Below are 13384 nucleotides of genomic sequence, written 5' to 3'. Positions count from 1 at the left end.
CCGCTGGGCCCCGTCACCCCGGCCCTGTTCCACCTGGCCCTGGTCCACGCCCATGGCCGCGGCGCCGTGGAACGCGCCGAGGCCCAGGCGGTGCGGCGCCTGCGCCAGGGCCGCGACCGGTTCGACGTCGTCAGGTGTGCGGTACGACCGTGATGACCACGTTGCCGATCTTGCGACCGGTCTCGACGTACCGGTAGGCGTCGACGATCTGCTCCAGTGGGTACCGGCGGTCGACGACCGGCCTGAACTCACCCGTCGCGATCAGATCCCGGATCTCTCGCACGACCCGTTGGTCCTGCTGCGGGAAGGCGAACTTCACGCGCCGGCCGCGGAACAGCGGTGTGACGAGGGGGAGGAAGATGTTCTGCCCGCCGGGGCCGAGCTCCGACGACAGATACGCGCCGCCCGGCTTCAGCAGCCGCCGGCAACGACCGAACGTGCTCTTGCCGACGGCGTCGAGTACGGCGTCGTAGCGCTGCTCGTCCCGGGTGAAGTCCTCGGCCGTGTAGTCCACGACCCGGTCCGCGCCCAGGCCTTTCACCAGCTCCAGCTGGGCCGTGGCGCACACCGCGGTCACGGTGGCGCCGTGATGCTTCAGAAGCTGCACGGCGGCCGACCCGATGGCTCCGGTCGCGCCGTACACGAGCACGTCCTGCCCGGCCCGCACGCGGGCGGTCCTGACGAACGACATCGCGTAGTGCGCCCCCTCGGTCCCGGGCGCGGCCTCCTCGAAGGTCACACCCTCCGGCAGGGTGGCGACCGCGCCGTCCTCCGGGACCGACAGGTACTCGGCGTGTGTGCCGAACGCGCCCTCGTTGTACCCGAAGACACGGTCGCCGACGGAGAAGGACGTGACGCCGTCGCCCACTGCTTCCACCACTCCGGCGTACTCGGTCCCGAGCACGGTGCGCCTCGGACGGGCGAGCCCGGTGAGCGCGCGCATGAAGAAGGGCCTCGCCGCCCGGTAGGCACAGTCGGTCCGGTTGACCGTGGTCGCGTGCACCCGCACCAGAACGTCGTGCTCCCCGACCGAGGGCTTGTCCACCTCGGCGATCCGCACCACATCAGGTGGCCCGTATCGGCTGTGCACCGCTGCCTTCATGGGCGCACCGTAGCGGCACAGCCGTCGCCGCGCACCGGTCCGTCGGACATCGTGAAGTCGAACCCTTCGGGAAGCCGCGCACAACCTTGCGGGAAGCTGACTGGTCTTCACCACCGTACGAACCAGACCGGACCAGACCAGATCATTCGGCACAACTCGGTTCCACGGGGGAACAGATGAGCTTGATCCGCAACCACCGGCACCACAACCGCACCCGCTTCGCGGCGACCGCCGCCGGCACCCTCATGATGGCGGTCCTCCTGGGGACCGCCGGTGCCGGAACCTCCAACGCCGGCGCCGCCGCGGCACCGCAGACCCGGCAGATCGCCTCGTCCGTCCTCGGGAGCGACTACAAGATCACACTGACCGCGCTCCGGTCGCCGGAGGACGACCTCGCGGCGTCCGTCCGGCTCCAGGTGTACACGCGCGGCGACGGCGGCTGGAAGGAGTCCGACCGGGTCACCGTGGGCGACGTCGACGGCTGGTTCTGGTACCCGCTGACGGGCAAGGGTGCCGTCTGCGAGTTCTCGACGGCGAGCACCGAGCCCGCGCCGCTGACCGTGAGCCTGCTGATCACGCCGTCCATCGGCTGCTCCGAGCCGACGCACTACGTCGTGAAGCAGGGCCGCGTGTTCGCCGGCTGACCTGGGGACCCGCGCCGCGGACCGCTTCGGCTCGGCGAGCCTGCCGTCGAGAACGCCGAGATCGTCGACAACGCCGAGATCGTCGAGATCGTCGAGACTCGTCGAGCCGAAGGGTTCGCTACTCCCGCTTCTCCGCCTCCCGTTCCTCCTCCGGCGCCACCACCGCCTGGGTGAAGGGGATCCGGGACAGTGCGAGGACCCCCGCGGCGATCAGGGCGACGCCGAGGAGCTGGGGCAGCAGCCACCAGCCGGAGCGGATCGTCTCCTCGTACAGGATGATGCCGAGCGCGAGGCTGACCAGCGCGTCGCCGAGGGTGAGCGCGGGCTGGGAGGCGACCAGCGGGCCGGCCTGCATGGCGTTCTCCAGCAGGAACAGCGCGCACACGCCGGTCGCGGCGAAGGCGTATGTCTGCCAGGCGGAGAAGAACGCGGCCAGTCCCCGGTCGTCGAGGATGTGCGTGGCGGACTTCAACAGCGCCGCGGTCACGGCATAGCTGATGGCCGTGGCGGCCCCCAGACAGGCGGCGCGGGCGCGTCCCTCCGGTCGTCTGAGGGCGGCGAGAGCGAGCGCGAAGACCAGGCCCATGCACACGGCGAGCGCGGGAATCCAGCGATCAAGTGGAACGTGCGTGCGATTCCCGGTGGGGGCGGCCGCGGCCAACGCGACCGCGAGCCCCGCCACCACCACCGCCACGGCGAGCCAGCCCGTGCCGGGCAGACGTCGTTGCATCAGCAGCGAGGCGACGATGAGGGTGAACGGCAGCTCCAGCACGAACAACGGCTGCACGATCGTCAGCGGCCCGGTGACCAACGCCAACGCCTGACAGACGGCGGCAGCGATCACCGCGAGGATGCCGGCCAGCCAGATCGGCCGGCGCAGCAGATCGAGCATCAGCCCCGCCCGCAGCCCCTGGGAGCTGGGCACGGTGAGCGCCGCCTTGCGTTGCAGCACCGTCGCGACGGCGTTGCTGAGCGCCGCGCACAGCGCGAAGACGATGGACAGCGTGATCTCCAGCGTGGCCACCTCCGAACCGATGGGCGCGCGACGCCGGCCGGCTTCCTCCTGTCATGGTCACCTGGTGGGCAGTGAGCGGCGATCGGAGCGGCCGGTTCAGGGGACGCCGGAACCCGGCAACGGCACGGTCCGCAGCGCACGACGGCCGGGGCCGACCGGGCGCGCACCGCTCACCAGCTGATCCCGGCCGCCACCGGCAGGTGATCGCTGCTGGTGCCCGGCAGCACCCAAGAGCTCTCCGCCTCCACGCCCCTGACCAGGATCTGGTCGATCCGCGCCATCGGGAAGGACGCCGGCCAGGTGAAGCCGAAGCCGTCCCCGGCCGCCTCCTGGGCCGAGCGCAACCGCGAGGTGAGGCCGTCCAGCGCACGGTCGTCCGTGGTGCCGTTCATGTCGCCGAGCACCACCACCCGCTCGACGCGCTCGGCGGCGACGGCCTCGCTGAGCGCGTCGGCGCCGTAGTCGCGCGAGTCCGTCCAGAAGCCGTTCCTCGGCATCACCCGCACCGACCCCAGGTGTGCCACATACACGGCCAGCGGCCCCTGCTGCGTGGCCACCGTGGTGCGCAGCGCCCGGGGCGGGTCCTCCGGTACGTCCGGCCGGGTCTTCGCCAGCGGCCCGACCATGCCCCGTACGACGTTGACGGGCCGGGTGTCCGACAGCGGCAGCCTGCTCCACAGGCCGACCGTGCCCTGCACCGTGTGGTACGGGTACGCCTTCGCCAGTTCCTTCTCGTACGCGCCTCGGGCCCGCGGCTCCAGCTCCTCCAGGGCCAGCAGGTCCGCGCCGGAGGCGGCCAGGTCGCGCGCGGTGCCGGTCGGGTCGGGGTTCTCGGCGCCGACGTTGTGGCTGACCACGGTGAGGTCGCCGGCCGACCGGGACTTGTCGTGGAGCAGTCCGCCGAAGAGGCTCAGCCATGCCACGACCGGCAGCAGCAACGCGACCACCGCCGTGGCGGACCGGCGCCACAGCGCCCCGGCGAGCAGCACCGGGATGAACACGCCGAACCACGGCAGGAAGGTCTCCACCAGGCTGCCGAGGCCGCCCCGGTCCGTGATCTCCCCGTGCAGCAGCAGGAGCAGGCCGAGCAGCAGCGCCAGCGCGGCGAGCACCAGGCCGCGCCGCCACGGACCGGGTCCCGCCAGCGCGCGGATCGCGTGGCGCATACGCGCGCCCCAGGCACCCGAACCCGGCACCGGGCGGCCGGTGCCCCCCTGCCCGGTCTCCCCGTTGTCCGGCGTCCTCGCCCGCTCCTCGGCGTCGACCCGCTGCCGCGCCTCGGTGCCGTCTCGTAGTGCTTCACTCACTGGTCGGACGTCCTTCGGTGAAATCCGCCGGTGGGGCGGGCAGTTGAACGGTGATACGGAGTCCGCCCGCTGGGCGCGCGGTGATGGTGAGGGATCCGTCGTGCACCTCGGTGATCCGCTTGACGATGGCCAGGCCGAGGCCGACCCCCGCGTGGTCGCTGCGCACCCGCTCGGTGGCGCGCTGGAACGGCTCGGTGAGAGTGGCGACCAACTGCGGGGAGAGCTTGTCGCCGCTGTTCTCGACCGTGAGCACCACGGTCTCGGGACCGCCGCCGGTCTCGACCCACACGGACCCCCGCCCGGGCAGGTTGTGCACGATCGCGTTGTGTACCAGGTTCGTCGTCAGTTGCAGCAGGAGCGCCTGCGATCCGAAGGCGGGGGCGACGTCACCGGAGGTCTCGATGGTGACCCCGCGCTTCTCGGCGAGCGGAAGCAGCGTCTCGGTGGCCTCCTCGACGAGCAGCGACAGGTCGACCGGTTCACGGGTGAAGGACCGCTGATCGACGCGGCTGAGCACCAGAAGCGCCTCGGTGAGGTCGATCGCGCGGGCGTTGACGGCGTGCAGACGGTCGATGATCACGCCGAGGTCCTGGGTCGGATCGCTGCGCGCCACGTCGAGGAGGGCCTGCGAGATCGCCAGCGGGGTGCGCAGTTCGTGCGAGGCGTTGGCCGCGAATCTCCGCTGCTCTGCGACGTGCGCTTCGAGCTGGGCGAGCATGGTGTCGAAGGCGTCGGCGAGCTCACGGAACTCGTCCCGGCGGCCCGGCAGCCGGATCCGGTGGGAGAGCGATCCCTTCGTGGCCGTGCGGGTGGCGTCCATGATACGGGTCAGCGGGCCGAGCATGCGGCCGGCGAGGAGCCACCCTCCCACGAGCCCGAACAGCAGCAGGAAGGCCAGTACTGCGGCTGCCCTCGGGGCGAAGACGTCCAGGAGCGCGGACCGTACGGGAAAGACACCCCCGGTGGGCGAGTCATCGGGGTCGATGAGCATCGCGCGATTGGGGACGTACCGCAGGAGGAACAGCCACACCGCGGCGAGCAGCAGGACGCCGGCGACCATGAGGAACCCGGCGTAGCTGAGGGTGAGTTTGAGGCGAACGCTCAGACCCGGCGCCCTATCCACGGCCGCCCCCGTCGTGTCCGGCCTGCGGTCCCCTGTCGATGCGGTAGCCGACGCCGGGCACGGTGGCAATGATCCAGGGTTCGCCCAGTCGCTTGCGCAGCGCCGAGACCGTGATGCGCACCGCGTTGGTGAACGGGTCCGCGTTCTCGTCCCAGGCCCGCTCCAGGAGCTCCTCGGCGCTGACGACACCGCCGTCGGCGGCGACGAGGACTTCGAGCACCGCGAACTGCTTCCTGGTCAGCGCGACGTAACGGCCGTCGCGATAGACCTCCCGGCGGAACGGGTCGAGCCGCAGACCGCCGATCTCACGCACGGGTGGCCTGTTGTGCGCACGCCTGCGGTCGAGTGCTCTGAGCCTCATCACGAGTTCCTGGAGCTCGAACGGCTTCGTGAGGTAGTCGTCGGCACCGAGCTCGAACCCGCTCGCCTTGTCGTCGAGACGATCGGCGGCGGTCAGCATGAGGATCGGCATGCCGCTGCCCGAAGCGACGATGCTCTTGGCGACCTCGTCCCCGGTGGGCCCCGGAATGTCCCGGTCGAGGACGGCGATGTCGTAGGCGTTGACGCCCAGCAGTTCCAGAGCGGTGTCGCCGTCCCCGGCGATGTCCGCGGCGATCGCCTCCAGGCGCAGGCCATCGCGGATGGCCTCTGCCATATAGGGCTCGTCCTCGACGATCAGTACACGCATGCTCCGAGGCTACGAGTCGGTACATATCGTCCGCGTATCGAAAACGACATACGTGCCGGCAACGCCGGGCTGTCTTGACTGCGGGCATGACCTACCGCGAAACAGCAGGAACAGGAGCACACCGGACCCGAGCAACCGTCATCACCGCCCTCGTCACGATCGGCGTGACGCTCACCGGGGCCCTCATCCACCGGTCGGTGGAGCAGTCGTCCGCGCCGCCCGCCTCACCCGATGCCGCACTGCATGGCCGCCCGCCTCGCCCCCTCGGCGAGGCGGATGGCGCCGTCCCGGAAGGCGTGACGGTTTTCGACGACGGCGTTCCGGCCGTGGCCAACCTTGACCCCGACCTCCTCGCCGCCCTGCGCCGAGCCGCGACCGACGCCGCGGACGACCGGGTGGCGATGTTCGTCAGCAGCGGCTGGCGTTCCCCGCAGTACCAGGAACGATTACTCCGTGAGGCCGTGAGGAAGTACGGGTCGGCGAAGGAAGCCGCCCGATGGGCCGCCACCCCCGAGACATCCCCTCATGTCTCGGGGGACGCCATCGACATCAGAAACGCCGATGCCACGGCCTGGCTGTCCGAGCACGGCGCCGACCACGGGTTGTGCCAGATCTACCGCAACGAGTCCTGGCACTACGAACTGCGCCCCGACGCGACCGACCAGGGCTGCCCGCCCATGTACGCCGATCCCACCGAGGACCCGAGAATGCGGCAGTGACCGGGCCCCGGCAGGTGACCGGTGTTCGCGCGGCCGGCGCAGGTTGACCTTGACACCGTGGCAGGGCTTTCACTGCTCGGCCAGGAGGTGGTCTCGATGACGATCACAGGACAGGACACCGACGCGGCACAGACGCTCCAGGGGCTGGAAGACGACAGCCCGTCGGTGCGACTGCGGGCCGCCCTGGCGGTGGGCACGACACCGGACGCACGCTTCGTCGGCAAGCTCGTCGAGCGGTGCGGGACCGAGCCCGAGTTCTTCGTACGCGACATGCTGACCTGGGCACTCACCCGGCACCCGGTGTCCCTCACACTTCCCGAACTGCTCCGCGAAGTCCGCTCGGAGCGTGCGCAGGCACGCAGCCAGGCGCTGCACACGCTGTCCAAGATCGGGGACCGGCGGGCGTGGCCGGCGATCACACGGACCCTCCTGTCCGACCCCGACGACGAGGTGGCGCGGAGCGCCTGGCGGACCGCGGTCGTGCTCGTGCCGCACGGAGAGGAGCCCGCGCTGGCCACGGTGCTGGCGACACAACTCGGGCGCGGTGGGCGGGAGACGCAGCTGAGTCTCAGCCGGGCGCTGGTCGCGCTCGGTGAGGTGATCGAGCCGGCTCTGCTCGCCGCGACGACGGTCCCGGACCCGGGCACCCGCGCGCACGCTCTGGCCACACGACGACTGCTGCGTGACCCGGACACCGGGTTCGGGTTCGCGATCGAGGAGGCGAAGCGCGTCGTGGCCCTCGGCGGGTCCGGCCAAGAGGGACAATAGGGCGTGTTGATCGGTGAGGTGGCGCGACGGTCCGGGGTCAGTGCCCGCATGCTCCGGCACTACGAGTCGCTCGGTCTGCTACGGCCTTCGGGTCGTACCGGCTCCAACTACCGGGAGTACTCGGGGGAGGACATCCAGCGGATCTTCCATATCGAGAGCCTTCGGTCGCTGGGGCTGTCGCTGCGGGAGATCGCACGCGCGCTCGACGATCAGAGCTTCACGCCCTCGGCGCTCGTCGAGGACCTCATCCGTCAGACACGTGAACGCATCGAGGCGGAGACCGAGTTGCTGACGCGGCTGCGCCGGATCGATGCGGCGGACCCCGCCGGGTGGGAGGACGTCCTCCAGGTCCTGGCGCTGCTGCGGGCACTGGAGTCGAAGAGCGCCGACACCCGCCAGCGCGCGGCGCTCTCCTCCGCCGACGATGTTCCGGTGCCGGTGGAGGCCCTCGTCGAGGCGGCGCTGAGCGAGACGGAACCGAACGTCGCCGGCGCCCTTCGATGGGCGCTGGCACGACTGGGCGACGACAGCCCGGCCCTGTTGGCGAAGGGCCTCGCCTCACCGGCGGCGGCGGTACGGGAACGTGCCGTTCGGTCCCTCGCCGAGATGCCCGGTGATGAGGCCGCCGCGCGACTGCGGGAGGCCCTCGGCCACCCCGACTCCGTGGTGCGGGGCCATGCGGCGCTGGCGCTCGGGACGCGTGGTGTGGCCGATGCGGTCCCGACGCTCGTCGACATGATCGTGGAGGGAAGGAACGACACCGACGCGGCCGACGCGCTCAGCGTGCTGGCGGGCGACACCGCGACAGCGGACCGGATCGCGGCCAGGCTCGTCGACCGCCTCGACACCACCGAGGCGCCGGGCCGCGGCCGGCTGACCCAGGCGCTGGCCGGCATCCCGGGAACTACGGCGTCCCAGGCCCTGGTGGAGCTGACCCAGGACGCGGACCGGGCAGTCGCGCTGACCGCGACGTACGTACTGCGGCTGCGCGACGCACGGTGACCGTCACCTCGAAGGGGAACGGATTCGCGGCCCCTCAGTCGAGACAGAACTCGTTGCCCTCGACGTCCTGCATCGGGAGGCACGACTCGTTGTACTCGTCCGCGAGCAGCAGTTGACCCCGTACCGCCCCGAGCGCGACCAGTCGTGCGCACTCGGCCTCCAGCGCGGCCACGCGCTCCTCACCCACGAGCCCGGTGCCGACCCGCACGTCGAGATGCACCCGGTTCTTGACGACCTTGCCCTCGGGAACGCGCTGAAAATACATGCGCGGACCTTCACCCGAGGGATCCATGCACACGAACCCCGCGCCCTGTTGCTCGGCCGGCAGCGTGCGATCGTAGTCGCCCCAACTGGCGAACCCCTCCGGCGGAGGCGGTACGACGTACCCCAGCACCTCGCACCAGAACCGGGCGACGCGCTCCGGATCGGCGCAGTCGAAGGTGACTTGGAACTTCTTGATCGACCCCATCGGGCCACCATAGCGGCGCCGCGCGGCGTGCCACCGAGATTTTTGGGAGTGGTGGAGGACACGCGGCCTGAGTGATTGTCGGGGAGCGGGCGAAGGGAAGTCATTCTGGCGCCTGTTCAACGAGAAGGGACGCCTTGTGACGCTCGTAGAGCCTCCCCCCATACCCCGGGCAGCGGGATCGGTCCCGCTGTTCGGTCACCTCTTCCGGCTCTTCCCCGACCCCCTCCCCTTCATTGCGTCGCTCCGTCAGCGATACGGCGACATGGTGGAAATCACGCTCCAGCCCGGCACCCGCACGCTGGTCGTCCAGGACCCGGCCCTGATCCGCGCGATGCTCACCGACCCGATCGCCAGCACTCTCGACAAGGGTGCCTTCTTCGACGAAATGCGAGTGCTGCTCGGCGACTCCGTGGTCACCGTCGCGGGGGAGGAGCACAGCGCCAAGCGGCGCCAGATGTACCCCGCCTTCGCACGTCCCGAGCTCGGACGGTACGTCGAGATCATGCGCACCGCGACTCAGGCCGAGATCGACACCTGGGAGCCGGGCCGGCGCATGGACGTGCGCGAGACCATGATCCGTCTGTCGCTCGACATGCTCATGCAGACGATCTTCTCCGATCGTCTGGACGCGGGCACCTTCCGCCGGCTCCGTCACAACATGTCCACGGTCATGGACAGCATCGGCGTCCGGCTCATGCTGCCGGGCTGGGCGAAGCGCCTGCCGATCCCGCTCAACACGCGCTTCGAAAGAGGCCGCGCCGACATTCGGGAGACCATCTCCGCGGCGGTCGCGGATCTGCGGGCCAGCGGCGACGACACCGACGGCCGCGACATGCTGTCCGTGCTGATGAACGTGCAGGACGAGGAGACCGGGCGGCGGCTGACGGACGAACAGGTCTGCAATGAGGTCCTGACGTTGATCCTGGCCGGGCAGGAGAACACGGCCACCATCATGGCCTGGGTGCTCTATGAACTCGCCCGGCATCCCGACATCGAGGCGAAGGTGCTGGACGAGCTGGACACGGTCCTCGGCGACCGGCCGGTGACCTTCGCGGACACCGGCCAACTGCCCCTCCTGGACCGGGTCATCAAGGAGGTGCTGCGGCTCCATGTCACCGGCTTCCTCCTCACCCGTCGCACGCTCACCGAGACCAAGCTCGGGGCGTGGACACTGCCCGCCGGCACGAACCTGGCGTACTGCCAGCACGCGCTGCACCGCGACCCCGACCTGTATCCCGATCCGCTGCGGTTCGATCCCGACCGCTGGCTGGACGGTGCGACCAAGCCCCCGCCGGGGGCTCTGCTGCCCTGGGGGGCGGGCAAACACCGATGCATCGGCGATCGTTTCGCGACGATGGAGCTGATCACCGGCCTGTCCACCATCCTGCGTCAGATGCGGTTCACGCTGGCGGCCGGCCAGACGGTGCGTCCCGTGGCCCGGGTCACCGTCCGTCCCGGGAAGATGCTCATGACCGTCGAATCCCGCTGAGCGCGACCTGCCGATCAGGGTCCGCGCTCCCCACCGCCGGTCGGGGGCGCGGACCCGTGGTCGATCTTTGTGGCCCTCGCTGACCAGCGGAAACGGTCACGCCGCCGTCACCGATGAGATCCGGACCCCGAGGCGGTCATAACAAGCAAGGAAGACCCCACAGACCCCACGGGAAACGGACGGACCGATGAAACTGACCACCATGACGCAGGTCACCGTCGATGGCGTGATGCAGGGAAACGGTCACGCGACGGAGGAGGAACGCAGGAACGGGTTCGACCGCGGTGGATGGGCCATGGGGGTCTTCGACGACGACACCACGGCGTTCATCTCTGAGACCTACCAGCGCGCCGACGCGTTCCTGTTCGGCCGGAAGACCTACGAGATCTTCGCCCCCTACTGGGGCGCCGAGGACCGGGCTCGCGCCGCGGCGGAGGATCCGGACAGTCACCAGATCGCGGCTGCCCTGAACGCCAGGCCGAAGTACCTGGCCTCGACCACGCTCACCGAACCGCGCTGGGCCGGCACGACCGTTCTCTCCGGCGACGTCGCCGCGGCCGTCCGAGAGCTGAAAGCGCGTCCGGGCGGCGAGCTCCAGGTGCACGGCAGCGGCGCCCTGACCAGTTATCTCCTCGCCAACGACCTCGTGGACGAGATCACCTTGCTCGTCGTCCCCGTGGTCCTCGGCCAGGGCTCGCGACTGTTCCCCGCCGACGGCCCGGACCTCGCGCTCGACCTGATCCACTCGCGGGTCGACTCGAAGGGCGTGACCACCCAGGTCTTTCGGCCCGCGGGCCGCCCGCACTACGCACCGGCCTCGTAGTCCGGCGAGGGCTGAACGGGCACTTCAGCGATCGGCGACCCTGCCGGTCAGCCAGTCCCGTGACACCAGTGTCAGGGTGTTCTGCACGTCCTCGACGCCCGTGGCCGGCAGGCGCAGCTCGAACCGGGTGCCGGGCCGCCCGTCGGGGCGGTCCAGTACGGTGATCCGGCCCCGGTGCAGGGCGACCTGCTGGGCGACCAGCGTCAGACCCAGACCGGAGCCGGGACTGTCCGGACCCCGGCGGAAGCGCTGGAAGATCTCCTCGCGGCGCTCGGCGGCGATGCCGGGACCGAAGTCGTCCACCGTGAGTACGGCGGCCTGCCGACTCGGGTCGCGGGAGGCGCGCAAGGTGACCTCGATGCGGGCGACTCCGTCGTCGGCGCGGCCGTGGGTCCAGGCGTTGGTCAGCAGGTTGTCCACCGCCGAGCGCAGCCCCTGTTCCCAGCCGTGCACCCGCAGCCCGGTCGCCGCGCGTACGGTGACGTCCGCGTCGGGGTGGGCGCGCCGCAGGTCGGTGACGGACGCGTCCACCAGCTCCGCCAGGCTCAGCGTCGCGAACGCGTCCGCCTCGACCAGGTCGCCCTGCGCGAGGGCTCTGAGCATCACCAGCAGTCCGAGCAGTCGGGCCTGCTCACGCTCCAGGTCCTCCAGCACCTCCGCACGGTCGGCGGCCTCCAGATCGGGGTGTTCGGTGAGGATGTCGAGGTTCGTGCGCATGCTCATCAACGGCGTGCGCAGCTCATGGGAGGCGGTCGCGGCGAACGCGCGGGCGGTGGCCAGCGCCTCGCCGGTGCGGGCGACCTGTTCGTCGTAGCGGGCCAGGACCGTCTCAAGGGTCTGCGCGAGGTCGTCGACCTCGGCGATCCGGGTCGGGGTGTGCTCCAGGCGCGCCGCGCTGGTTCTCGGGTCCAGGCCGCTGGTACGGCGCTGCAACCGCCGTAGCGGACGTACGGCCCCGGCCGCGATGCCCCAGGCGGCGGCCCCGGACACCGGTGCGGCCAACAGCGCCCCCGTCAGCACCCGTTCACGCACCGACGTCAGCTCGTCGGCGGCGGTTTCCGGCGAGAACAGCCACAGATTCGGTGTGGGGCCCTCCTTCGCGGCGCCGACGCGCAGGGACAGCACCAGCCAGTCCTTGCCACCGGAGGTCACGGTGACCGGTTGTGGGGCGGCCGGGGGCAGATCGGGAAGCGGGTCGGGCCGTGGGCCGGCCGAGACCGAGCCCTGGGGGCCGGTCAGACGGATGCCCACGTCGCGCGCGGAGTTGACCAGGCGTTGGTGCCGGGCCTCTTCCATGACCGGGTGGTCGGTGCCTACGACGTCCAGGTAGGCCTTGGCGTTCTTCGCGACGATCGTGGCCCTGACCCGCAGTTGGGCGTCCCGGTGGGCCCGCAGGTCATGGGTGACCATGTGCAGCAGCAGCCAGCCCGACGCCAGGACCAGCACGGGCACGCTCGCGCCGACGGCGAGGGCGACACGGGTGGACAGTCTCATGGGGCGCCCTCGACGCCCGCCCGCAGCACGAAGCCGACGCCGCGCACGGTGTGCAGGATCCGGGGCCGGCCGCCGGCCTCCAGCTTGCGCCGGAGGTAACTGACGAACGTGTCCACGGCGTCGCTGCGCACCTCGAAGTCGTAGCCCCAGACGCGGTCGAGCAGCAGCTCGCGGGTGAGGACGACACCGGCGTTGCGGGCCAGGACCTCGAGAAGCGCGAACTCACGACGCGTCAGTTTCAGTGGCCGGCCGTCCAAGGACGCCTCGTGGGCCGCCGGTTCGAGGACGAGACCCGCGACGCGGACCCGGTCGGTGGCCGCGGGCGGGCGGCGCCGCAGCAGGGCGTGCAGCCGCAGGACCAACTCCTGGAGGGCGAACGGCTTGACGAGGTAGTCGTCCCCGCCCGCCTGGAGCCCGGCCACCCGGTCGTCCACCTCGTCCAGCGCGGAGAGCATCAGCACGGGTACGTCGTCGCCGTCTCCGCGCAGACTCCGGCATACGTCGATGCCGCTGAGGTCCGGCATGGATATGTCCAGCACGATGATGTCGGGGCGGTCGGCTCGTGCCCCGGCCAGGGCGGCGTGACCACCCTCGGCCAGGGCCACCGAGAAGCCGTTCAGCCGCAGTCCCCGCTCCAGCGACCGCCGTATGGCCGCGTCGTCGTCGACCACCAGCACCCGCCCGGCTCTGCCTGCCATGCCCACCTCGGTTTCGCGCCGATCCGTAGAGGACCGATCCAAG

Annotated in this window: 14 protein-coding genes; 6 read left to right on the top strand and 8 right to left on the bottom strand. The window is 70.9% G+C overall.

Features of this window, described 5'->3' with window-relative positions:
• Positions 1-130: 130 nt before the first annotated feature.
• Entirely contained in the window at positions 131-1102 is a 972-nt protein-coding gene (locus tag ACIQWG_RS13460; protein ID WP_404094301.1) for an NAD(P)-dependent alcohol dehydrogenase, read from the bottom strand.
• Between the two features lie 176 nt (positions 1103-1278).
• Between ACIQWG_RS13460 and ACIQWG_RS13455 the strand changes: the two genes are divergently transcribed.
• Positions 1279-1746, top strand: a complete 468-nt coding sequence (locus ACIQWG_RS13455) for a hypothetical protein (RefSeq protein ID WP_404094298.1) — start codon at positions 1279-1281, stop codon at positions 1744-1746.
• A gap of 118 nt (positions 1747-1864) precedes the next feature.
• Here the strand turns inward: ACIQWG_RS13455 and ACIQWG_RS13450 are convergent, their stop codons facing one another.
• From ACIQWG_RS13450 to ACIQWG_RS13435, 4 genes are all read right to left on the bottom strand, one after another.
• The gene (locus ACIQWG_RS13450; RefSeq protein ID WP_404095832.1) at positions 1865-2761 is read right to left on the bottom strand and encodes a DMT family transporter; all 897 of its coding nucleotides are present in this window, start codon (positions 2759-2761) and stop codon (positions 1865-1867) included.
• Positions 2762-2931: 170 nt separating this feature from the next.
• On the bottom strand, positions 2932-3927 hold the full coding sequence (locus tag ACIQWG_RS13445) for an endonuclease/exonuclease/phosphatase family protein (RefSeq protein WP_404095830.1): 996 nt from the start codon (positions 3925-3927) through the stop codon (positions 2932-2934).
• A 133-nt stretch (positions 3928-4060) separates the two neighbouring features.
• Positions 4061-5191, bottom strand: coding sequence for a sensor histidine kinase (locus ACIQWG_RS13440; RefSeq protein ID WP_404094297.1), 1131 nt, complete (start codon positions 5189-5191; stop codon positions 4061-4063).
• Positions 5184-5879, bottom strand: a complete 696-nt coding sequence (locus ACIQWG_RS13435) for a response regulator transcription factor (RefSeq protein ID WP_404094294.1) — start codon at positions 5877-5879, stop codon at positions 5184-5186. The genes ACIQWG_RS13440 and ACIQWG_RS13435 overlap by 8 nt, the downstream gene beginning before the upstream one ends.
• Positions 5880-5965: 86 nt before the next feature.
• Here ACIQWG_RS13435 and ACIQWG_RS13430 point away from each other — a divergent pair, with 86 nt between their 5' ends.
• The 3 genes from ACIQWG_RS13430 (at position 5966) to ACIQWG_RS13420 (ending at position 8368) form a co-directional block, all read left to right on the top strand.
• Positions 5966-6598, top strand: coding sequence for a M15 family metallopeptidase (locus ACIQWG_RS13430; protein WP_404094291.1), 633 nt, complete (start codon positions 5966-5968; stop codon positions 6596-6598).
• A gap of 96 nt (positions 6599-6694) precedes the next feature.
• The gene (locus ACIQWG_RS13425) at positions 6695-7366 is read left to right on the top strand and encodes a HEAT repeat domain-containing protein (RefSeq protein WP_404095827.1); all 672 of its coding nucleotides are present in this window, start codon (positions 6695-6697) and stop codon (positions 7364-7366) included.
• Between the two features lie 3 nt (positions 7367-7369).
• Complete coding sequence (locus ACIQWG_RS13420; RefSeq protein ID WP_404094288.1) at positions 7370-8368, top strand: HEAT repeat domain-containing protein; 999 nt, start codon at positions 7370-7372, stop codon at positions 8366-8368.
• A gap of 34 nt (positions 8369-8402) precedes the next feature.
• Here the strand turns inward: ACIQWG_RS13420 and ACIQWG_RS13415 are convergent, their stop codons facing one another.
• Positions 8403-8837: a VOC family protein gene (locus ACIQWG_RS13415; protein ID WP_404094287.1), complete on the bottom strand. Its 435-nt coding sequence runs from the start codon at positions 8835-8837 to the stop codon at positions 8403-8405.
• Between the two features lie 136 nt (positions 8838-8973).
• Between ACIQWG_RS13415 and ACIQWG_RS13410 the strand changes: the two genes are divergently transcribed.
• Both ACIQWG_RS13410 and ACIQWG_RS13405 read left to right on the top strand, forming a co-directional pair.
• Complete coding sequence (locus ACIQWG_RS13410; RefSeq protein WP_404094285.1) at positions 8974-10326, top strand: cytochrome P450; 1353 nt, start codon at positions 8974-8976, stop codon at positions 10324-10326.
• A 187-nt stretch (positions 10327-10513) separates the two neighbouring features.
• Positions 10514-11149, top strand: coding sequence for a dihydrofolate reductase family protein (locus ACIQWG_RS13405; RefSeq protein WP_404094283.1), 636 nt, complete (start codon positions 10514-10516; stop codon positions 11147-11149).
• A gap of 24 nt (positions 11150-11173) precedes the next feature.
• On the opposite strand, the gene ACIQWG_RS13400 is transcribed toward ACIQWG_RS13405, so the two are convergent.
• On the bottom strand, positions 11174-12643 hold the full coding sequence (locus tag ACIQWG_RS13400; RefSeq protein ID WP_404094280.1) for a sensor histidine kinase: 1470 nt from the start codon (positions 12641-12643) through the stop codon (positions 11174-11176).
• On the bottom strand, positions 12640-13341 hold the full coding sequence (locus tag ACIQWG_RS13395) for a response regulator transcription factor (protein ID WP_404094277.1): 702 nt from the start codon (positions 13339-13341) through the stop codon (positions 12640-12642). Before ACIQWG_RS13395 ends, ACIQWG_RS13400 begins: the two co-directional genes overlap by 4 nt.
• Positions 13342-13384 lie beyond the last annotated feature (43 nt).

Source organism: Streptomyces sp. NPDC098781 (assembly GCF_044759995.1).
Taxonomy (GTDB): domain Bacteria; phylum Actinomycetota; class Actinomycetes; order Streptomycetales; family Streptomycetaceae; genus Streptomyces.
This window is presented reverse-complemented; position numbering and strand designations above follow the sequence as displayed.